Consider the following 21,126-nt stretch of genomic DNA (forward strand, 5'->3'; position numbering starts at 1 on the left):
GCTAGCGCGCCGCGAGGGGCGTGAGGAACGGGCGGTCCGCGAGGGCGGTCGGGCACTCCAGCTGCGGGATCTGGGTGAAGCGGTCCCTCAGCTTCTCGCCGGCCGCCGCCAGGAGCGCGCCGTACGTCGGCGGCGAGGCGGCCGCGGCCAGCGTGGTGGCGACGCTCCACGTGAAGGCCCCCTGCCACGCGCCGTCGATCCGCGCGTCGGCCGAGGTCTGGCGGTCCTGGCAGGCGGCCATGAGGACGTGCCGATCCGTCCGCACCGCCCCGAACCGGTTGCGCGCGAGCCGCTTCATCGCCTCGGCCTGCAGCTGCGGCGTGACGGCCTGCAGGTCGGCGGGCGTCGCGGCCGGGTTGGCGCCGAGGAAGGCGGTGACCGAGGCCTGGAACGCGTCGACCGCGCTCTGCGCCAGCGCGCTCTGGCGGGCGTTGATCCGCCGCAGCTCCGCATCCGGCGGCGGCACGAAGCGCGGCAGGATCTCGATGTCGCGCTGGATCGTGCCGGAGTGGCAGCAATCGGCCAGGAACGTGAAGTTCACGTCGTCGGGAATCGGGGCGAAGAGCGCGGCCAAGTCGTCGTCGCGGAACGGGCGGTCCCAGTCGTGGTCGGCGGTCACGATGACCTCGTCGTCCGGTTCGTCGCCGTCGGCGTCGGCGACGTGCGTACCGTGGCTCGAGAAGTGGAAGAAGCGGACATCCGTGCCGCCGCCGCCGTAGCCGGACAGGAGCCACGCCAGTCCCTCGCGGATGCCGCCCGCGGTCGCCTCGGCGTCCGTCAGCACGCGGACGTCGGCGGCGGCAAAGGCGTAGCGGTCGTGCAGGATGGACCGCATCTGCAGCACGTCGTTCACGCAACCGCGCAGGGACGGCACATCGGACGGCGCAAACTCGTTGATCCCGACCAACAGGGCGCGGAGGGACATGTCGGCCTCCTTCGGTTGTCGCGGCGGTGCGGCTGCGTGGAATCATGGCACCACGTGCGTCGCAGGGCGAGTCGCCCTCTCGCATCTCGGTGCGATCCATCGCCGGCCGTCGCCGATCGAGGTCGACTAGCCCGCGGACACCGCCATCCCGCCGCTCTCGTAGCGCCGCAGCCCGCGGTGGAACAGGACGACGGCCAGCGCCAGGCTTACGCCCGCCGCTGCGAGGATCTGGAGCAGCGACCGATCGGAATAGCCGCGCACGAACTCGGCCGGGACGGCGCCGATGAAGGCGGCCGGGATCACCGTCATCAGCATGAGCTTGGCCGTGCCGTCGAAGATCGTCAGCGGATAGGTCGCAAACGCCAGCACCGCATGAATGGCCTGCGCGGACAGCGCCGAAGCGCCGCCGATCCAGAACGTGAGGCTGGCCACCACCACCAGGAAGCTCACGAACACCGTCATCGACGCCAGCGCCGCCACCGCGTAGCGCCCCCAGGCGGCCGCGCCGGGATGTGCCGTCAGCGCAAAGCACAGGACACCCGTGGCGACGTCCCCCCAGCCGCTCAGGCGGCTCTTGCTGGCCAGGACGTGGAGCAGCGCCGGCCGCGGCAGCGCCAGGTAGGCGTCGAGACCGTTGTCGGCGATGATGTCGGCCAGGTTCAGCGCGTTGCCGAACAGGACGACGCCGAGGCCGAAACCGGTGGCGGTCATCCCGAAGAGCTGGAGCATGTCCTGCATCCCCCAGCCGCTGACGCTCGGGAAGCGCTCGAAGAACAGGGCCCAGAAGACCAGGAACGCGGCGTTGTTGAGCATCATGCCCACCACCTGGCTGATGAAGGCCGTGCGGTACTCGAGCGCCGAGAGCAGGTTGACCCGCCACAGGGCCAGCAAGAACCGCGTTTCCCCGCGGACCGACCGGACGGCCAGGCGCACCGTCCTCCAAAGCCGCACGGGCACCCCAGGCCTGTCCAGTGGCGGGGTACGGGTCGCCGTTTCACCCTCCTTGGCCACCCGCTTACCCCCCATTGACCGCAAGGCGCGTCGTGCACTGCCGATGGACCATCGCCACGAGCAGCGCCAGACCCGCCAGCCACGCCAGTTGGATGCCGAAGAGCCGGACGAACAGGGCGGGGTCGGGCGACACGAACAACCGCGCCGGCGCCCACGTGGTGTAGGCGAACGGCAACGCCTCGGCCACCCGGCGAAACCCATCGGGCAGAAAGTCGAGCGGGAGCAGCACACCGCCCAAGACGAGGATCAATTTGGAGTAGATCCACTCGAACGCCGCGACATCCTCGATGACGAACGCCATCAGACCGATCAGTGTGGCCATGCAGAAGTCGATCAGCCAGCCCGCGATCACCGCCACGAGCGCCAGCGGCCACCCGAGCATCGATGGCGGCGGCCCAATCATCACGGCCACCAGCGCGCCGCCGAGGAGCACCGTCACCCACCCGCGCACCAACGCATCGCCCACCGTGACGGCCGCCTGGTAGCCCAGAAAGTTGTAGGGCTTCGACAGCTGATACGCCACCGACCCGTCGCGCACCGCCAGCGCGATCGCCGTGGCCACACGCGGCTTGGAGAGCGTGATGGACTCGGCCAGCACGAGGTACCACAGCGTGTCGTTCAGCGTCAGGCCGCGCACCGACGCCTGGCCGGTGGTGGCGTACGTCGAGCGCCACAAGTGGATGAACACCCACATGAAGATGACGATCGTCAGCGAGCGCATGACGAGGTCGGCCGGATAGGCCAAGCCGTGCGCCAGCTGGGTGCGGACAACGGCGGCGTACTTGGCGGCCGACCGCCGCGCCTGCCTGCCCGCGCCCCGCCGCTCGGCCGCCGCGCCGACGCTCACGGTGCTCCCGCCGGCCCTTCCGGCTCCACCGGCGGCCAGAGGCCATCGGCGGGGCGGATCGCCTCCCCCGCCGCCGCCTGTTCGTAGATCACGCGGATGACGTCCTCGAGCGACGGGTCGCTGATCGTGACGTCCTCGACGCCGCCGAGGGCGCCGATGTGCGCCAGCAGCTCCGCCGCCGGCGTGACGGTCGTGTCGAATCGCAGCTTGAGCCCGTATCCGCCGCCGCCCACCTTGATGACGTCAGCGCCGGGGATGTCGACATCGCCGGCGATCGGCTCGACGAATCGGACGCCGACGTCCTTCACGGTCAGGTAGCGCCGCTTGAGCGCGCTCACGCGGTCGTCGTACACGATCTGGCCGTGGTTGACGATGATCACGCGCTTGCACAGCGCCTCGATGTCGCCCGCGTCGTGGCTGGTGAGGAGGACGCCGACCCCCTCCTCGGCGTTCATGCGGATGATCATGTCGCGGATGCGCTGCTTGGCCACCGGGTCGAGGCCGATGGAAGGCTCGTCCAGCAGGATCAACCGCGGCTGGTGCAGGAGCGACGCCGCGACCTCGCAACGCATGCGCTGGCCGAGCGACAGTTTTCGCACGGGCGTCTCGAGCAGGTGCGTGATCTCGAAGGCCTCGCTCAGCAGGGCGATGCGGCGCTTGACCGTGCGATGGTCCAGCTCGTAGATCTTGCCGAACAACGCCAACGTGTCGATGGCCGGCAGGTGCGGCCAGAGCTGGGAGCGCTGTCCGAACACCGTGCCGATGTGGTACGCCAGCTTCCGCCGCTCCCGCCACGGCACGAACCCGAGCACCTCGGCCGTGCCGGACGTGGGGTACAGGATGCCCGTCAGGATCTTGATCGTCGTCGACTTCCCGGCCCCGTTCGGGCCGATGAACCCCAGCAGCTCACCCTCGTCCATCCGGAACGACAGCCCCTGCACCGCCTCGACCGTCGTGCGGTCCGGCCGCACCATGGCCTTGAGGCTGCCGGCGAGGCCCGCCGCCTTGCGCTTGGCGGTGAACGTCTTGCGCAGGTTGTCGACGACGATGGCGGGCATGATCGGGCGGTCTCCTGACTGACCCTGCGGCGACGGACGGGGACTGTTGCGGAGAGTAACGCCGCTGCGCCTGGCGGGGATACGCATGACCCGCCGGCCGCCGCAACCCGCCGAGCCCCCACGGCTGCGGATTGACCGCGGGCCCGATTCGTCGACAATGCCGCGGCGCCGGTCGGACGCTTCAAGGGTCCGCCTGTTCGCGCGCGACCGGCATTCGGTGCGCCGGAGGCCTTTGGGGGGCCGCAACACCACGCGCTCGCACCGCGACGCTTCTTGGCACATCACCCTGTCGGCGCCGACGGATCCGTGCCCACAGAACGGTTGATGCTCAATGGACCTCATCCCCGGCATTCCCGGCTTCGCCTACCCTGACCTGCACGATGCCGCCCGGCTGCGTGACCTCTACGACGTCTTCATGGCCGAGTTGCGCGCCGTCGACCCCGCCTTGGCCGACCGCTACGACGCCTGGCGCGCCGCCCCCGACGCCCTCGGCCCGATCGACGCCTCGGCCATCCTCACCGCAACGGCGCCGCACGTCTCGGCATTCGTGGCGCGCCTGTTCGGCATCGACGACGAGCGCGCGCTCCTGCGGGCCGGGATCCGTGCGCACGACCCCGTCTTCCGCTTCAAGATCGATCTCGTGCGCCGGCGCGCGCTCGCCCGCGGCAAGGCGGGCGTCACGCCCGAAGCCGCCGCCGCGACCGCCGCGGCGGCGGAAGCTGACCTTTCGACGCTGCACGCCGACCCGCGCTGGCCGTTCGCCCCGCGGCCCGACGCGGCACCGGCGACGCCTTCGGACCCGCCGCTGCCTGCGCGTCCGGCCGACACGGCGAACGTCGTTGACCGCCACGATCGCCGTTCCGACGACCTCGAAGCGCAAACCGCCCGCCTGGCGTGCGTGCTCCTGGACGCCGAAGCCCACGCCAAGGCCAGCGGCCCCGCGGCGCCCCTGCCCGAGCCCGCCCGTGGCGTCGTGGCCGCGTTGCGCGACGCCCTCGGCATCGGCGATCGCGACGGCGTCGATGACGGCGTCGGCGCCGACGATGCGGCCGTCGTCGCCCGCGTCATCGCCCACCTGGCCGCCTGGTGCGCCGCACGGGTCCACGACCCGGTCGGGCATCCCGAGACCGCGGGCTGGGTCAGCTTCCGCGCGCCCGAGCCCACCGACTACGACGCGCTCGTGAGGATCGAACGCCCGCGGGCCGATGTGCCCGAGGTCATCGAGGGGCCGCACGCCGCGTGGCGCCGGCGCGACGGGTTCGCGCTGACGGATCAGCGCATGGATCAGCGCGAGGTGCTCGCCGAGGTGCACTACTGCATCTACTGCCACGAGCGCGACAAGGACTCGTGCTCCAAGGGCCTCCACACGCCGGACGGCGCCTACAAGACCAACCCGCTCGGCATCGTCCTCGACGGTTGCCCGCTGGACGAGAAGATCTCCGAGGCCCACGTCCTCATGCGCGACGGCGATCCGCTGGGCGCGCTGGCGCTCGTGATGGTGGACAACCCGATGTGCCCGGGCACCGGCCACCGGATCTGCAACAACTGCATGAAGGGCTGCATCTACCAGACCCAGGACCCGGTCAACATCCCGCAGATCGAGACCGGCGCCCTGACCGATGTCCTGCGCCTGCCGTGGGGCGTCGAGATCTACGGCTTCCTCACGCGCTGGAACCCGCTCAACGTCCGCCGCCCCTATCCCTTGCCCTACCGGGGCCGCAACGTCCTGGTCGTCGGCCTTGGGCCGGCCGGCTACACGCTGGCGCACCACCTCCTCAACGAGGGCTTCGGCGTCGTCGGCATCGACGGCTTGAAGATCGAGCCGTTGGACGCGAAGTGGGTCGGCGAGGCTGACGCGGGCGTGGCGCCGCGGCCGATCGAGTCGTGGGACACCCTTTACCGTTCGCTCGACGAGCGCATCCTGGAAGGCTTCGGCGGGGTGTCCGAATACGGCATCACGGTCCGCTGGGACAAGAACTTCCTGACGCTCCTCCACCTGACCCTGGCGCGCCGCACCGCGTTCCGCATCTTCGACGGCGTGCGCTTCGGCGGCACGCTGACCGCCGAGGACGCCTGGGGTCTCGGCTTCGACCACATCGCCGTCGCTGCCGGCGCCGGCAAGCCGACGGTCATCGAGATGCGCAACAACCTGTCGCGCGGGATCCGCAAGGCCAGCGACTTCCTCATGGCCCTCCAGCTCACCGGCGCCGCCAAGCGCGATTCGCTGGCCAACCTGCAGGTGCGCCTGCCGGCCGTCGTCATCGGCGGCGGCCTGACGGCCGTCGATACGGCCACCGAGCTCATGGCGTACTACCCGGTCCAGGTCGAGAAGATGCTGCTGCGGGTCGAGGGCATCGCCGCATCGGGCGGGGAAGCACGCGTCTGGGCCCGGATGGACGATGAGGAGCGCGACGTCCTCGAGGAGTTCCTGGCCCACGGCCGCGCCATCCGCGCCGAGCGCGCCCGCGCCGCCGCCGCCGGCGAGGCGCCGGACTTCACGCCGCTGCTGCGCGCGTGGGGCGGCGTCACATTGGCCTATCGCAAGAGCCTCGACGACTCGCCGGCCTACCGCCTGAACCACGAAGAGGTGGCCAAGGCGCTCGAAGAGGGCATTCAGATCGCCGAGTGCATGGATCCCGAGGAGGCCGTCCTGGACGATCACGGCGCGGTGGCGGCGCTGCGGTTCCGCGTGCAGGCCATGGTCGACGGCCGCTGGAAGGCCACGGACCGCACCGTGACGCTGCCGGCGCGCAGCGTGATGGTGGCCGCCGGCACGTCGCCCAACATCGGCTACGCCAAGGAGCATCCGGGCAGCCTCGGGCTGGACACGCGCGGGCGGTTCTTCCTGGGCCACCGCGCCGAACGCGCGGCGGACGGCGGCTGGCGGCCGGTGCCCGCGGAGGGCGCCGCCGATGCGTTCTTCACCTCGTACGACCAGGGCGGGCGGCTGATCTCGTTCTACGGCGACAACCACCCCGTCTTCGCCGGCAACGTCGTCAAGGCGATGGCCTCGGCCAAGTTCGGCTTCCCGCACGTGGCGGCCCTGTTCGCGGACGATCCGACGCCGAACGGCGGCGCACGGGACGCCCGCGATCCCGCACGCGGCGCACGTCCCGCAACGTCGGCCTCTTCGCCGGCCTCCTCGCCGACGTCATTGCCGACGCCCTTGCCGGCATCCGCGACGCCATCCGCGCCGATGACGCAAGACGAGTTCGGCGCCTTCGCCATCGGCCTGGCCGACGCGCTCACGCCACGGGTCCACGCCGTCAACCGCCTGACGGAAACGATCGTCGAGCTCATCGTGCGCGCGCCGCTGGCGGCGCGGCGCTTCGAGCCGGGGCAGTTCTATCGACTGCAGAGCTATGAAACCACCAGCCCGCTGGTGAACGGGACGCGGCTGATGATGGAGGGGCTGGCGCTCACCGGCGCCTGGGTGGACAAGGACGCCGGGCTGCTCTCGCTCATCATCCTGGAGATGGGCGCGTCCAGCCGCCTGTGCGCCCACCTGACGCCGGGCGAGCGCGTCGTCGTCATGGGCCCGACCGGCGCGCCGACCGAGATCCCCAACGGGGAGAACGTCCTCCTGGCCGGCGGCGGCCTCGGCAACGCCGTCCTCTTCTCGATCGCCCGGGCGCTGCGCGACAACGGCAACCGGGTCGTCTACTTCGGCGGGTACAAGCGCGGCGAGGACCTGTTCAAGCGCGAGGAGATCGAGGCGGCGACCGATCAGGTGATCTGGTCGACCGACAGCGGCGAGGCCATCGTCCCGAATCGGGCGCAGGACGTGCATTTCCGCGGCAACATCGTGCAGGCGATCCTGGCGTACGGCGAGGGCCGCTTCGGCGAGCCGTTGGTGCCGCTGCCCACGGTCGACCGCATCATCGCCATCGGCTCCGATCGGATGATGCGCGCCGTCAAGGACGCGCGGCGGGGCGTGCTGGCGCCGCATCTGGCCAAGGACCCCGTGGCGATCGGGAGCATCAACTCGCCGATGCAGTGCATGATGAAGGAAGTCTGCGCCCAGTGCCTCCAAAAGCACATCGACCCGGTGACCGGCGCCGAGTCGGTGGTGTTCTCGTGCCTCAACCAGGACCAGCGCCTCGACGAGGTGGACTTCGATCACCTGGCGGCCCGGCTGCGGGCCAACACCGTGCAGGAGAAACTGGCGAACCTTTGGCTCGATCACGTGCTGGCGCACGAGACTGGACCCGTACGATGAGCGAACGCGACGCCACCCCCTACTACATCACCACCGCCATCCCGTTTGTCAACGGGCGCCCGCACATGGGCCATGCGCTCGAGTACATCCTGACCGACAGCTACGCGCGTTTCCAGCGGCTCCACGGGCGTGACGTCCGGTTCCAGACGGGCTCGGACGAGAACAGCCTGAAGAACGTGCAGGCGGCCGAGAAGGAGGGCATCCCGACGACCGCGCTCGTCGCCCGGAACGCCCAGTACTTCGTCGACCTGCGAGAGGCGCTCGACCTGTCGTTCGACGACTTCATCCGCACGAGCGCCGAGGCGCGCCACGCCGAGGGCGCGCGCAAGCTCTGGCTGGCGTGCGCCGCACGGGGCGACTTCTATCGCAAGACGTATGAGGGACTGTACTGCGTCGGCTGCGAGCAGTACTACGCGCCCGACGAACTCGTCGACGGCCGCTGCCCCGAGCACGGCACGGTGCCGGATCGGGTGGAGGAAGAGAACTGGTTCTTCCGGCTCTCCAACTACCAGGCCGAGCTCGAGCGGCTGATCGACTCGGACGCGCTACGCGTCTGGCCCCCGACGCGCAAGAACGAGGTGCTGAGCTTCATCCGCGGCGGCTTGGCGGACTTCAGCGTCTCGCGCTCCGAAGCGCGCGCCAAGGGCTGGGGCATCCGCGTGCCCGACGACCCCGGCCAGGTCATGTACGTCTGGGTCGACGCGCTATCGAACTACATCACCGCGCTCGATTACGCCGGCGAGGGCGCGACGTATCGGCGCTACTGGACCGAGTGTCCGGACCGCGTCCATGTCATCGGCAAGGGGATCATCCGCTTCCACGCGGTCTACTGGCCGGCGCTGCTCCTCTCGGCCGGCGTGCCGCTCCCGACGGAGATCTTCGTCCACGGCTACGTCACGACCGGCGGCAGCAAGATGTCGAAGTCGCTCGGCAACGTCCTCGACCCCGTCGCGCTGGCCGCCGAACATGGCATCGATGCGCTCCGCTACATGCTGCTGCGCCACATCCGCTCGACCGAGGACGGCGACTTCACGCTGGAGCGCTTCGTCGCCGCCCACAACGCCGACCTGGCCGACCAGCTCGGCAACCTGCTCCGCCGCACGACGAACATGACGAACCGCTACTTCGGCGGCCTCGTGCCAACGCCCGTCGACGGCGTGCTGGCGGACGAAGCCGCGCCGCTCCTCGAATCGGCATCGATCCTCGGCGACCGCGTGGCCGCCGCGATGGCCGACTACCTGAACCACGACGCCCTCGAGGCGATCTGGGCGGTCCTGGCCGAGGCGAACCGCTTCCTCGTCGTCGTCGAGCCCTGGCAGCTCGCCAAGGGGCGTGCCGATCCGGCCATCGAGGCGCGCCTGGCGACGTGCCTGTACGACGTGGCAGAAGCGCTGCGCCTCGTGGCGTTCACGCTGCAGCCGTTCCTGCCGGCGACGGCGGACGGCGTTGCCCGCCAGCTCGGCCTGCGCGATGCGGGCGGCGGGCTGTCGTGGGAGGAGGGCACGCGCTGGGGGGTGCTCGCGCCGGGCACGGCCGTGGCCGAGGGCGGCGTGCTGTTCCCGAAGCTGGAGATGCCGGTGGCGATCGACGAGGACATGCCCGCCTAATCATCGCCAATGCCGCTTGCCGTTCGACGCCCCTAAAGTTGACGCCCATGGCGCGCAGCAAGCAGCGCCCCTACAACTGATTGGACGATGTAGATCATCCGTTCTATGATTGCGGCCTCGATTCGCTACCGCTCCTAGGAGGTCCGCCCGTGCCCCGGATCGATTGGCGTCATGCCGTCACGTGGTCGTTGCTCGGCCTCGTCAGCGCCGTGCTCTTCACGTTCACGACGCTGAACCCGCAGCCATGGGAGATCGTCGGCTGGCTGGTGATCTACGTCGCGTGGTATCTCGCGCTCATACGCCGCCGACCTGAAGCGCCGGTGGCACAAAGCCTGGCGACATCGCTGCTCTCGGGCGTCTGGGTGGCGGTCGTCCAGAACGCGTTCTTCGGCACGTACATCGCCAATCACCCCGAGTACCAGGCGGAGTACGACAAGCTGGGCAGCGACGTCATCCGGGCCGCGCTCATCGCCGGCACCGCCTTCGGCTTCGGCCTCGTCCTCGGCGGGATCCTGGGTCTGATCGTGCGGTGGCGGCTGCGCAGCACGGCGCCGTAGCGTCCGCCGCCCGAAGTGGCGGCGGCGTGGGAGTTGAATTGGGCGTTGGCTCGGGCGGCGACTACGGCCATCCACCAATCCGGTCGAGGATGCCGCTCTTCTCGTCGATCTTGCGCTCGATCGCGTGCAATCCGCCCGGGGCTTCGTAGTAGTCGATGACGGACTTCGTGAACGCCCCGATCCGAACCGTGACGATCGTCGTGGGCACGTCGGTGATCGAGGACGTCAGCACGTCAACCGTCCCATCGTCGTTCACGGTGATGGTCGGCTTGGAATCGTAGCGGTCGCGCATCGCGAAGAAGTCGTTCTCGAAGATGGACTTCAGGAGATCCTCGACCGCCTCGCCGTCGATCTGCGCCTCATGCGGTCCCTTCACTTCTACGTTGGCAATGCCATTGAAAGCGACATGGCCCTCACCGCTGACGGTTACCGTGTATTCGGGGCAGAAGCCGAAGCATGGCGAGCGCTCCATCTGGATCGTGACATCCTTGAGATGAAACGCGTTGGGAGGAGCAGGGTTCGTCTCGGTTGGTGTGGCCACTGGGCCTGCCGTCGCCAGTGGCGACTCCACGAGCGGCAGCTCGTTGGGCGTTTCGGACGAAACGGGGACTGCGACTGCCGTGGGATCGGCTCCGTTTCGACATCCAGCGAGCACGAGTGCGAGCCAAGACGCGCTCCAAAGTGCGAATCGACCGGCGACTGTCATCGCGTTCGAGATTCGATTCACTCCCAGCCTTCTTCGTCGATCGGGTCCACGAAGCCGTCAACACGACGTGTGGCTCTGTCGAAGCGTTCGTCCGCCATCTCTCCGAACGCCTCACCCGGTTCGAGCGGCGGTCCAATCCACCGGTGTCCCTCAAGGACCGGCACGTCCGTCAATCGCTTCTTCGGTCTAGCGTGCGTCACGCCGTACACGCGCAGTGCGTCGCGAATGAGTTGCTCCATCGACCGCCTCCTAGCGTCAGCCGCCTGCCGAAGATCCTCATACTCCGAATCCGATACGGACACCGCAATATGCTTCATTCGGTCACGGTAGAGGCCAGGAGTGGCGTTGTCAAACCGGGCGAAAGGACATGATCGCTTGCCCCGCCCGCCGATTCGCCCCACCATCGCCGCCGCCCGGATCCCGCCGCCGCCCGCACCCGTGGAGCCCGCGATGCCCGCTGTCCCGCCCCGCCGCCCCCACCCGCGCCCCCACCCGCGACGCCCCCTCGCCGCCCGCACCGCCGCGTGCGCAACGCTCGCCTGCCTCGTCCTGCGCGCCGCCGGCGGCCAACTGATGCTCAATGCCTCCGCCCTCGCCCAGGACCCGCCGCCCCTCCCGCCCCCACCCGCCCTCTTCGCCACTGCCCCCGGCGCCGTGATCAGGACGACGCTGGCGGTGACGAACACGTTCGACAGCCCGCACGTCTTCAACCTGGAGACCGAACCGGGTGCTGTCGACTCCTGGCCGCTGTCGTTCGCCCCCGCCCGCGCGCTGGCCGCCGGCGCCAGCGCGCGCTTCCCCGTGACGGTCAGCGTGCCGATCGCCGCCGTCGACGGCCAGTCGATCCGCGCCCGCATCCTCGTCCGCGCCCGCGGCAACGCCGGGACGCGCGGCTGGGTGGCCGAGCGGACACTGTACGCTTGGACGGGCGGCGATATGAAGATCGACCGTTATGTCGCCTGTCGCGGGGATCTGGACGCCAGCGGGACGGTGGACGACACCGACGTCGGCCGCGTGGCGGCCGCGTTCAACGCCCGCCCCGGCGACGCCGGCTTCGCGGCCGCGATCGACTTCGACCACGACGGGCGGATCGGCGCGGCGGACGTACAGGCGGTCGCCGGGCGGCTCGGGCGCGCATGCGGGCCGGCGGCCGGCGTCGACAGCGCGGCCTTACGCCGGGCCGTCACGCTCGACGCGCTCCGCGGGCACTTGGAGGCGCTCCAGGGCATCGCCGACGGCAACGGCGGGAACCGGGCGATCGGCAGTCCGGGCTACGCGGAGTCCGTGGCGTACGCCCGCGCCCAGCTCGAGGCCGTCGGCTACACCGTCGAAGTCCGTCCGTTCAGCTATCCCGGCCACCGCAGCCCACCGCCGGCCACGTTTGCGCAGCTGGCGCCGGACACCCGGGCGTTCGTCCTCGGCACGGACTTCGTCCAAGGCTCGCTCTCGGGCTCGGGCGACGTGACGGCAGCAGTGACGGCGGTCGACGTCGTCGTCCCACCGCCGGCGGCGCCCAACGGGAGCACGAGCGGCTGCGAGGCGGCGGACTTCGCGGCGTTCCCGGCCGGCGCCATCGCCCTTGTCCAGCGCGGCACATGCCCGTTCGACGACAAGATCGGCCACGCCGTGGCGGCCGGCGCGGCGGCGGTCGTCGTGTTCAACGAGGGCCAGGACAACCGCACAGCCGTCTTCGACGTGACGCTGCGCGCCGCCGCAACCGTGCCCGTCCTCGGCGCCAGCTATGCCGTCGGCGAGGCGATGGTGGCGCAACTGCGCGCCGGCGCCGCCGTCCGTGCCCACGTCAAGGCCGAGTCCTCGGCCGTCGACCTGCCCGGCCAGAGCGTCATCGCCGAGTGGCCGAAGAGCGAAGACGACGGCGTCATCATGATCGGCGGCCACCTCGACAGCGTGGCGGCCGGCCCCGGCATCAACGACGACGGCTCGGGCGTGGCCGCCGTCCTCGAGATCGCCCGTCAAGTGGCCCGCCTCGACGCCACCCCGCGGCACCGACTCCGGTTCGCGTTGTGGGGCGGCGAGGAGCTCGGCCTCTGGGGCTCGCGGCGCTACGTCGAGTCCTTGCTGCCCGACGAACGAGCCAGGCTGCTGGCCTACCTGAACTTCGACATGATCGCATCCCCGAACCCGATCCGGGGCTTGTACGACAGCCTCCCCGAGTCGGACGGCGCCGATCAGATCGAAGACCTCTTCGCCCGCTGGTTCGATCTGCAGGGCGTCCCGCACGAGAAGGCGACCATCGTCACCGGTCGCTCCGACCACGCGTACTTCAGCGCTGCCGGCATCCCGGTCGGCGGGCTCTTCACCGGCCTGAACCAGGCGATGAGCCCCGCACAGGCCGAGCGCTACCGCGGCACGGCGGGCGCGCTCATGGACCCGTGCTATCACCAGCGGTGCGACACGATCGCCAACATCCACTGGCCGATGTTCGACGAGATGGCCGACGCCGTCGCGCACGCGACGTGGACGCTGGCGAACGATCCGCTCTTCCCGCTCACCAGCGGACGGGCCCGGCCGCTGCCGGCCATCCTGACGAGCGCGTCAACCGGCCCGGCCGTGGCCGACGCGCCCGCCCCCGACGCACGAGCCGCCATCGGCGCGGCCGACGCCCGCTCGCGACCCGGCGCCGATGCCGCCCCCGCCCCGGCACCGCTCGACCCGCGCGCCGTCCTCCCCGCGCCCCGCGCCCCGTGGCTGCGCCTCCGCCCGGACGCCGTCATCGCCCAGTCCCCCCCCTCCGAGATCGCGGTTCTCGTTCGCGCTGTCGCCGGCATGGCCGCGTACGAGGCGACGCTGCACTATGACCCGTCGGCCGTCCAGATCCTCGGCGTCGAGCCAGGCGATTTCCTGGCGCCGGACCCCTTCGCCCTCGGCCCAACGGGCACCGCCGGCGTGCTCGCGCTCGGCGCCGCATCCGCCTCGACAGCATCGGTCTCGACAGCATCGGTCTCGACCACGGTCACCGGCACCGGCCGAGTGGCCACGATCCACTACCAGCGCCTTCGCGGCCCGCAGCCGCCGCGCCTGCGCGTGGATCACGCGGCGACGGGCACGTTCGACGCAGCCGGTGTACGGCTCGGCCCTCCCGCGGCGGTGCGGATCGAAGGTGCGCTGGTCGAGGCCGCATGGCTGCCGTGGGGCGTGCGTTGACCCGAGGGACGCCCCCCTCGGACGCATGCGCTGGCACCGCGCCGCCGATTCCACATGCGCTGGCCCCGCGCCGCCGATTCGGTGTACCCTGCCCCCGTCCGTGATCCCTCTCCCCACCCCTGACACTGACCACCAAGGAGGCCCGGCGATGGACGCCGCACCGCGATCCCGGTCTGCCCAGCCCACGAGCCGACGGTCCGCCCTCTCCAACGTCCTCTCCACCGCCCTCTCCAACGCCCTTCCCACCGCCCGGTGCGCGCTGGCCGTGCTCGTCACCGCAGCGCTGCTCGCCACCGGCACCCCCGACGCGCTCCTTGCCCGCCCCGCCGCGCCGCGCGTCCTCGCCCACCACATCGGCGCCGCCGCCATCAGCGCCGTGCTCGTCGGCCCGACGGCCTACGTCGGCATCGGCCCGCGGCTGGCGGTCATCGACGTCTCGACACCGCGCACGCCGCGGACGCTCGGCCTGAGCGAGCCGGCCGAGGTGCTGCTGTCCGAGATCGTCGCCGCGCCGGGACGCGTGTACGCCGTCGACGAGTCGCTCGGTCTGCTGATCTTCGATGTCACCGATCCGGCCCGACCGCGCGAGGTCGGGCGCTACCAGGGCCGCGGCGAGGCGGGCGGCGCCGCCGCGGTCGGCAACACCGTCCTCCTCGCCGACAGCGTGGAAGGCGTGATGGCCGTCGATCTGTCGAATCCCGCCAAGCCGACGTTCCTCGGCCGCTGGGAGGCGCCGGGCGAAGGCGAGCCCCGCGAGATCGTCGCGGCCGGCGACCGCGCGTACGTCACGCTCAAGGGCGACAACGACCAGCTCGTGGCGCTCGACATCTCCAACCCGGCCAAGATGACGACGCTCGGCGAGGTCCAGCCGCCGAGCGTGTTCATGAGCGCCCTGGCGCTGTCCGGCAACCGCCTGTTCCTGGCCGACGGCCTCGGCATGACCGCCATCGACGTCACCGATCCGCGGAAGATGGTGGTGCGCGGCCAGTTCGAAGCCGGGGCGATGGAGCGCATCGCCGTCGAAGGCGACGTCGTCTGGTGCGCCAGCCAGGACGGCCTGTGGGTGATCGACGTCCGGGCGATGGCCACGCCGCGCTTGCGCCTCGCCCTGCCGTCCGTATCCGGCGCGCGCGCCGTCGCCGTCGCCGGCGGCGTGGCCGTCGTGGCCGACACCGCCGCGCTCCAGGTGATGGACGTCGGGAGCCCGCTGGCCAGCCCCGGCGGGGCCCGCATCGACCTGAGCGCGTTCCCAGGGGTTGATCTGAGCGACCTCGCCCGCTTCGGCGACCACTTGGCCGTGGCGGCCGGCGGGGCCGGGCTGCGGGTGTACGCCGTCGCAAAGTCCGGCCAACCCGCCGCCGTCGGATCGCTCGACGGCTCACCGTCCGGCCACCACCGCACGTACACCGGCGCGCTCACCGTCCGCGGCACGACCGCTTACCTGGCCGAGGACGGGCTGGCCGGCGGCCTCCGGATCGTCGACCTCACGGCGCCCGCCAACCCGACCCAGCTCGGGGCGATCGAATCGCCCGGCCTCGGCCACCGCCCGGCGGTGATGGGCGACCACGTCCTCGTCCCGTCGACCGGCGCCGACGCCCTCGGCGTGCGCGTCTTCGCCGTCGCCGACCCCGCCCGCCCGCGGGACGTCGCGTTCGTCGATCTGGCGCGCCCGGTCCCGGCCGTCGTCGTGGCCGGCAGCCACGCCTTCGCCGCCGGCGACGACCTGACGGTCATCGGCCTGACGGATCCGGCCGCCCCGACCGTCGTCGCCACACTGCCCGGACTCGCGCTCTCCGGCCTGGCCACGGACGGTCGCTGGTTGTACGGCGCCAGTTCGACGGACGGCCTCGTCGTCGTGGACGCCGCCACCCCCTCCCGACCGCGCGTCGCCGCCCGCCTCGCCCTGCCCGGCGGCGCATCCGACCCGCGTCTGGACGGCAGCGCGCTGTTCGTGGCGACGGGCGCCGGAGGGGTGCTCCGCGTGGACGTCGCCGACCCGATCCACCCGACCGTCACCGCGCGCTGGGTCACGGGCGAGCCCGCCGCCGGCCTGACCGTCGACGGCGACACGGCCTGGGTGCGCGGCACCGCCGGCATCGTCCAGGCCATCGCGCGCGCCGCGCCGTCGGCGCCGCACGTCGTCGCGTCCGTCGATCAGTCGGGCGCCGTCGTCGAGGTCGCCGTCGACGGCGGCCGGCTGGCGGCGCTCAGCGGCTGGGACGCGGACCACCGGCACCTGACGCTGCTCGACGGCCTCGACGCGCCGCGCAGCGTCGGCCGATCGCCGCTCGGCCGCCTGTCGGGCTTCCTGACCCCTGGTGAGGACCTTTCCCTCGTGGCCGGCACCGCCTGGGTGCCCGGCGGGCCGCTCGGCCTGAGCGCCTACGGCGTGCAGGACCCGCTCAACGTCACCCGCCTGACGACGACCCTCCCGTCGCCGGACGAGATCCCGACGCTCGAGCGCTCCGTCGTCGTTGGCCAGCACGGCTTCGGCCTGACGCCCGACGGCCTCTTCGTCTTCGATGTAGCGAACCCGGCCACACCCGAGATCCTCGGCGAGAAGCGGATCGCGGACGGCTTCGCCCTGGCCGCTTCGGCCGACACGGTCTGGGTGCTGGCCGGTGATTTCGACACGACCATGCTCCTCGCCTTCGACGCGCGCACCCCGCGCTCGCTGCCCCCTGCCGGATCGTGGCCCGTTCCCGGCGGCGCCGCCGACGTCGCGTACGCCGACGGCCGGCTCTTCCTGGCGAACAGCACGGACGGCTTGGACATCTGGACCGCCGCCGGCCCGCGCGACACGAAGCGCCTCGCCACCCTGCCGTTCGACGACTTCCCGCGCGCCGTCACCGCCTCGGGCAACCGCGCCTGGATCGCCCTGGACGCCGCCCCCGGCTTCACGGTGCACGCCGTCGACATCACGGACCCCGCCGCCCCGGTCGACCTCGGCAAGACCACCGTCCCCGATCGCCAGGACATCGACCTCGCCGCGGCCGACGGACGGGCCTACGTCGCCAATGCCCTCGGCGGGCTCTACGTCCTGACGTTCGGTGAACCGCCCGCGACGCCGCCAAACCCGACGCCCGCGGCGACGACCCCGATCAGCCCAACGCCGTCCGCGCCGAAACCGTCCGCCACGACGCCCTCGGCCGCGACGACGACCGCGCCGCCGCGCGGTGAGACGCCGACGCCGGGCGGAACCATCGACGCCGGAAGCGGCAAGGTGTACCTGCCGATCAGCGTGCGGACCTTCGCGCTGCCATAGCGGGGCGCGTCCGTTCGGACGGACGGCGGGTGTTGCGGCGGCGGATGAACCGGGATCCACGGATCCACGATCGGAGTCTGGTGATGCTGGACACGCGCGCGCTCGAATCGGAGCCGGACGACATCGCGGCCGCCTACACCGGGATCGAGTCCAGCCACGCCCTTGACCGCAATTCCCTCGTCGCCGCCGTCGTCGACGCCGTGCGCGATCGGCCGGACGTCCTGGCGGCGTGGGAGGGCGGCTCGGCCGCGTGGGGCAACGCGGACCGCTGGTCGGACGCCGACGTCCAGCTGCTGGCCGCCGACGACGACCCCGCCACCAGCACCGCCATCTTCGACGCCGTCGAGCGCGCGCTTGCGGCCGGCGACGGCATCACGCATCGCTTCGACGTTCCCGAGCCCGCCTGGCACGGCCACGCCCAGCGCTTCTACCGCGTCGCCGCCGCCGGCCCCTTTGTCATGCTGGATCTCGTCGTCGTCCGCCCGGGCGTGCCGGAGCGGTTCCTCGCACCGGAGCAGCACGGCCACGCCCGCGTCCTCTTCGATCGCGGCGCCCCCGGCGCCCCGCACACCGCCCCGCCGCCATTCGACGCGAACGCCCACCGCACGCGCATGCGGCGCGCCTACGACGACGCCGTCGCCCGCTTCGATCTCTTCCAGCCGCTCGTCGTCAAGGACATCGCCCGCGGCCGCCTGGTCGACGCCATTGCCTTCTACCACGGCCTCACCCTGCGCCCGCTCGTCACCCTCCTCGGCCTCCGCCACCGCCCGCTCCGGTTCGACTTCGGCAACCGCTACCTGCACGCGGACCTGCCGCCCGCCGAGGCCGCGCAGCTGGCCGATCTGTTCGCGGTCCGCGACCTCGCCGATCTGGCCGACAAGCACCCCGCTGCGTGCCGATGGTTCCATGCGTTGGCACGAGAGGTCGACATCGACGCGGTCGACCTGGAAGCCGCGTCGGCCGCCGTCCGGCGGAGCGGAGCCGGCTGAGAGGTCGCAAGCCCATCGTCCCCTTCACCCGCCCTGCGGCAACCCATCGTTCACATCGCACTGTCCGATGCACCGATGGAGGTGGATCATGGTGGCTTCACGACGGCTCCGACCTTTGTCGCTGATCGCCCTGACATCCGGCTTGCTCCTGCTGACACCTGTCGCCCGCTCGGCCGCTTCGCAAAGTTGGTGCGGCGTTCATCGGCCTTGGGGCAGCAATCGCGGTCGTGTCCAGCGGCGGACTCGTTGTCGTCAACCTCAGCGCCCGGCGGGCGCCACGCCAGCTTGGCGCGACGGTCGTCACGGATCCCCTCGCAACAGGCCTCGCGTGGGAAACGCCCGCGGCGTCGCATCCATGCTGCCGACGGTCGACATAGGGGACTGATCGAGGCTGTCGGACCGCTTCACCGCAGAAGCCCTCGCCGGCACCCACTCGGACTTGGGCATCCTCGACCTATACTCAAGCCCTTGCCTCCCGCACGATGAGGTCGACGATGAGGACACGCCTCCGCCGCACCACCGCCGCCCTCGTGGCCGCGGCCCTTGTGGCGTTCGCCGGCACAACGCTGGCCGGGTGCCGGCCGACGCCGACCAGCCCCGCATCCGACGCATCCGACGCATCCGAAGCGTCCGAAGCGTCCGACGGATCGAGCGCCGGCGACGGCATGGGCGTCGGATCTGCGGAGCGCATGTCCGACGCGGGCGCAACGCTCGCCGTCACCGAAGCCGAATCGTCCATCAGCGGCCACCTCCCGCCCGACGCCGTCGGCCCGCTGTCCATCACGCTGCGCTCGAAGGCCGGCGCGTTGCGGGCGGTCGCATCCGCCGGCGTCGACGGCCAAGGCGGCGCATGGTCGACGGCCCTCCTCGACGCCCAGGGGGACGACGTCGCACCCACCGGCGGCGACCGGCTGTACCTCGCCGACCGCGGCCGCACCTACGACTGGACGATCCCGGACGTCGCGCTCCGCTTCGGCCGGGGCACGGACGCCGTCAGCGGCACGACGGCCGCCGGGGCGCTGCTGGACGTCGCGATCACCGGCGCGCGCCAAGGCATCGCCGACGGCGGCCTGCCCCCGGCGCAGGCCGCCTACGCCCGCACGACGCCGCTGCCGTCGGGCGACGCCGCCACCGCCCCGCCGCCGCGGAGCGCACGGGCCGTTGCCGGCGCCGACGGATCGTTCGTCGTCCGCCTGGGCGCCGGCGTGGCGCTCCGCGGCGACGACGAGGTCAAGACCACCGTCACCGTCGGCGGCGTCCGTTTCCACGCGCCGCGCCGCGTGCCGTTCCTGCGCGTCTCGCTCCACCCCGGCGATGTGACGGCCTACGTCCGCCCGAACGCCCTCGTCACGGTTACGCTTCGCGGGACGGACGGCGAAGTGCGCGCTACAGGGAGCGGCGTCGCGGACTACGCCGGCCGGGCGACGGTCTGGGCGCACGACGCCGCCTTCCAACGCACGCCTGCCCGCCCGGGCGATCTCGTCGAGGTCGAGGACGGCGAGACGAAGCTGAGCCTTCGCGTCCCGGCCTTCACCGCGGTGCACGACCTCGAGCACGGCACGCTCGCCGGCATCGGCCTCGCCGGCGGGGCGCTCGACATCACCCTCTGGAATCCGTGGTACCCCGGCGAGATCGACGAGCCGCGCAGCGCCGTCGGCGCCGACGGGCGGTGGTCCGTGACCCCCGACGTCGCCCTCCACCCCGCGTCCCACTACTACGTCACCAACCACTTCCCCGACGGTGACCGGATCTTCTACTGCTATCAGATTCCGATGCTCCACGTCGCGCCGGGCCATCCCGTCGTCGGCGTGCAGGCGCTGTACTTTGCCGCCGCGCGCCTCGAACTCGTGCGCGCCGGCCGGACGATCGCCACGGGCCGCACTTCGAAGCCGTGGGTCGAGATCGCGTCGGTCGTCCTGCGCGACGGCGCCGGCGCGCCGGTCATCGCGCAGAGCGGCGACACCGTGCGGGCAACGCTCGACGGTGTGCCGGCCGAGGTCGAGGTCGGCCGGCTGACGGCCGCCGTCGATCCGGTCAACGAATCGGTCCACGGCACCGCCGCCCCGGGCACGACGCTCGAGCTGATGCGCACCTCGCCGCTCGGCGCAATGGAAACGGCCGGCGCGGACGGCACATATCTCTTCGACCACGTCGAGTCCGCCTGGCTCGACGGTGCGCTGCCGCGACCGGGCACCGAGCTGAACGTCGTCGAACGCCTGGCCGGCGGGCACTTCCGCCGCGCCCGCTTGATCGGCCCGACGATCGAGGTCGGCATCGGCACGCGGACCGTCAAGGGCCAGGCCGCCGGCGGCTCGTCCGTCGTCGTCCGCCGCGGCACCGACCGCGCGGCCACGACCGCCGACGCGAGCGACCGCTACACCGCGACGCTGCCCGCCGCGACGGGCGTCCTGACCGGCGGCGACGTCGTCACGTTGACGCTGGGGTCGTGGTCGACGTCGCTGCGCGTGCTGCCCCTCGCCGCATCGTTCGACCCAGCCACCGGCCGGATCACGGGCCGCACCGCCGGCGACATCGTCGTCCTCGCCGTCTGGGCGGGCGAGGCGGACATGCCGGAGCGCTGGACGGTGCCGGTGGACGCCGTCGACGGCCCGTGGTCCATCGACGTGACGAAGTCCGGCGTCGGCGTTGCGAAGATCGACCCGGCGCGGGTGCGCCGGATCGAGGCGACGATCCCGATCGAAGGCCACGCCGTACGATGGGAATGGTCCCGGTAGGGGCAGGTCCCCGTGCCCGCCCCCCTCCCCGCCGATGGCATA

General features: G+C 71.8%; 13 protein-coding genes. 7 read left to right on the forward strand and 6 right to left on the reverse strand.

All coding sequences use genetic code 11. The features are described 5' to 3' along the window. Position 1: 1 nt before the first annotated feature. From IPG72_11430 to IPG72_11445, 4 genes are all read right to left on the reverse strand, one after another. Complete coding sequence (locus tag IPG72_11430) at positions 2 to 925, reverse strand: caspase family protein (protein ID MBK6769596.1); 924 nt, start codon at positions 923 to 925, stop codon at positions 2 to 4. A 126-nt stretch (positions 926 to 1,051) separates the two neighbouring features. Continuing rightward, on the reverse strand, positions 1,052 to 1,858 hold the full coding sequence (locus tag IPG72_11435; GenBank protein MBK6769597.1) for an ABC-2 family transporter protein: 807 nt from the start codon (positions 1,856 to 1,858) through the stop codon (positions 1,052 to 1,054). Positions 1,859 to 1,940: 82 nt separating this feature from the next. Continuing rightward, complete coding sequence (locus tag IPG72_11440; protein MBK6769598.1) at positions 1,941 to 2,783, reverse strand: ABC-2 family transporter protein; 843 nt, start codon at positions 2,781 to 2,783, stop codon at positions 1,941 to 1,943. Further along, complete coding sequence (locus IPG72_11445) at positions 2,780 to 3,841, reverse strand: ATP-binding cassette domain-containing protein (protein MBK6769599.1); 1,062 nt, start codon at positions 3,839 to 3,841, stop codon at positions 2,780 to 2,782. Before IPG72_11445 ends, IPG72_11440 begins: the two co-directional genes overlap by 4 nt. A gap of 415 nt (positions 3,842 to 4,256) precedes the next feature. Between IPG72_11445 and IPG72_11450 the strand changes: the two genes are divergently transcribed. The 3 genes from IPG72_11450 to IPG72_11460 all read left to right on the forward strand — a co-directional run bounded on the left by IPG72_11450 (position 4,257) and on the right by IPG72_11460 (position 10,224). Then, positions 4,257 to 8,060: an FAD-dependent oxidoreductase gene (locus IPG72_11450; GenBank protein ID MBK6769600.1), complete on the forward strand. Its 3,804-nt coding sequence runs from the start codon at positions 4,257 to 4,259 to the stop codon at positions 8,058 to 8,060. Next, entirely contained in the window at positions 8,057 to 9,667 is a 1,611-nt protein-coding gene (locus tag IPG72_11455) for a methionine--tRNA ligase (GenBank protein ID MBK6769601.1), read from the forward strand. The genes IPG72_11450 and IPG72_11455 overlap by 4 nt, the downstream gene beginning before the upstream one ends. 149 nt (positions 9,668 to 9,816) lie before the next feature. Then, on the forward strand, positions 9,817 to 10,224 hold the full coding sequence (locus tag IPG72_11460) for a hypothetical protein (protein ID MBK6769602.1): 408 nt from the start codon (positions 9,817 to 9,819) through the stop codon (positions 10,222 to 10,224). Between the two features lie 61 nt (positions 10,225 to 10,285). Here the strand turns inward: IPG72_11460 and IPG72_11465 are convergent, their stop codons facing one another. Together IPG72_11465 and IPG72_11470 are read right to left on the reverse strand one after the other, a co-directional pair. Then, positions 10,286 to 10,696: a hypothetical protein gene (locus IPG72_11465; protein ID MBK6769603.1), complete on the reverse strand. Its 411-nt coding sequence runs from the start codon at positions 10,694 to 10,696 to the stop codon at positions 10,286 to 10,288. Positions 10,697 to 10,947: 251 nt separating this feature from the next. Then, a complete protein-coding gene (locus IPG72_11470) occupies positions 10,948 to 11,232 on the reverse strand; it encodes a ribbon-helix-helix protein, CopG family (GenBank protein ID MBK6769604.1) in 285 nt (94 codons plus the stop codon). 148 nt (positions 11,233 to 11,380) lie between these two features. On the opposite strand from IPG72_11470, the gene IPG72_11475 reads away from it, so the two are divergent. From IPG72_11475 to IPG72_11490, 4 genes are all read left to right on the forward strand, one after another. Next, positions 11,381 to 14,095 (forward strand): M20/M25/M40 family metallo-hydrolase, encoded by a 2,715-nt coding sequence (locus tag IPG72_11475; protein ID MBK6769605.1) that lies wholly within the window; start codon positions 11,381 to 11,383, stop codon positions 14,093 to 14,095. Positions 14,096 to 14,243: 148 nt separating this feature from the next. Beyond that, positions 14,244 to 17,360: a hypothetical protein gene (locus IPG72_11480; GenBank protein MBK6769606.1), complete on the forward strand. Its 3,117-nt coding sequence runs from the start codon at positions 14,244 to 14,246 to the stop codon at positions 17,358 to 17,360. A gap of 83 nt (positions 17,361 to 17,443) precedes the next feature. Then, positions 17,444 to 18,349 (forward strand): nucleotidyltransferase domain-containing protein, encoded by a 906-nt coding sequence (locus IPG72_11485; protein MBK6769607.1) that lies wholly within the window; start codon positions 17,444 to 17,446, stop codon positions 18,347 to 18,349. 494 nt (positions 18,350 to 18,843) lie between these two features. Beyond that, positions 18,844 to 21,084: a hypothetical protein gene (locus tag IPG72_11490; protein ID MBK6769608.1), complete on the forward strand. Its 2,241-nt coding sequence runs from the start codon at positions 18,844 to 18,846 to the stop codon at positions 21,082 to 21,084. Positions 21,085 to 21,126 lie beyond the last annotated feature (42 nt).

The sequence above is a fragment of the Candidatus Avedoeria danica genome, assembly GCA_016703025.1.
In the GTDB taxonomy this organism is placed as follows: Bacteria; Chloroflexota; Anaerolineae; order Epilineales; family Epilineaceae; genus Avedoeria; species Avedoeria danica.

Coding starts and splice junctions, on each gene's coding strand:
- IPG72_11430 (MBK6769596.1), bottom strand. CDS start 925: ATGTCCCTCCGCGCCCTGTTGGTCGGGATCAACGAGTTTGCGCCGTCC.
- IPG72_11445 (MBK6769599.1), bottom strand. CDS start 3,841: ATGCCCGCCATCGTCGTCGACAACCTGCGCAAGACGTTCACCGCCAAG.
- IPG72_11450 (MBK6769600.1), top strand. CDS start 4,257: ATGGCCGAGTTGCGCGCCGTCGACCCCGCCTTGGCCGACCGCTACGAC.
- IPG72_11455 (MBK6769601.1), top strand. CDS start 8,057: ATGAGCGAACGCGACGCCACCCCCTACTACATCACCACCGCCATCCCG.
- IPG72_11465 (MBK6769603.1), bottom strand. CDS start 10,696: ATGGAGCGCTCGCCATGCTTCGGCTTCTGCCCCGAATACACGGTAACC.
- IPG72_11475 (MBK6769605.1), top strand. CDS start 11,381: ATGCCCGCTGTCCCGCCCCGCCGCCCCCACCCGCGCCCCCACCCGCGA.
- IPG72_11480 (MBK6769606.1), top strand. CDS start 14,244: ATGGACGCCGCACCGCGATCCCGGTCTGCCCAGCCCACGAGCCGACGG.
- IPG72_11485 (MBK6769607.1), top strand. CDS start 17,444: ATGCTGGACACGCGCGCGCTCGAATCGGAGCCGGACGACATCGCGGCC.
- IPG72_11490 (MBK6769608.1), top strand. CDS start 18,844: ATGAGGACACGCCTCCGCCGCACCACCGCCGCCCTCGTGGCCGCGGCC.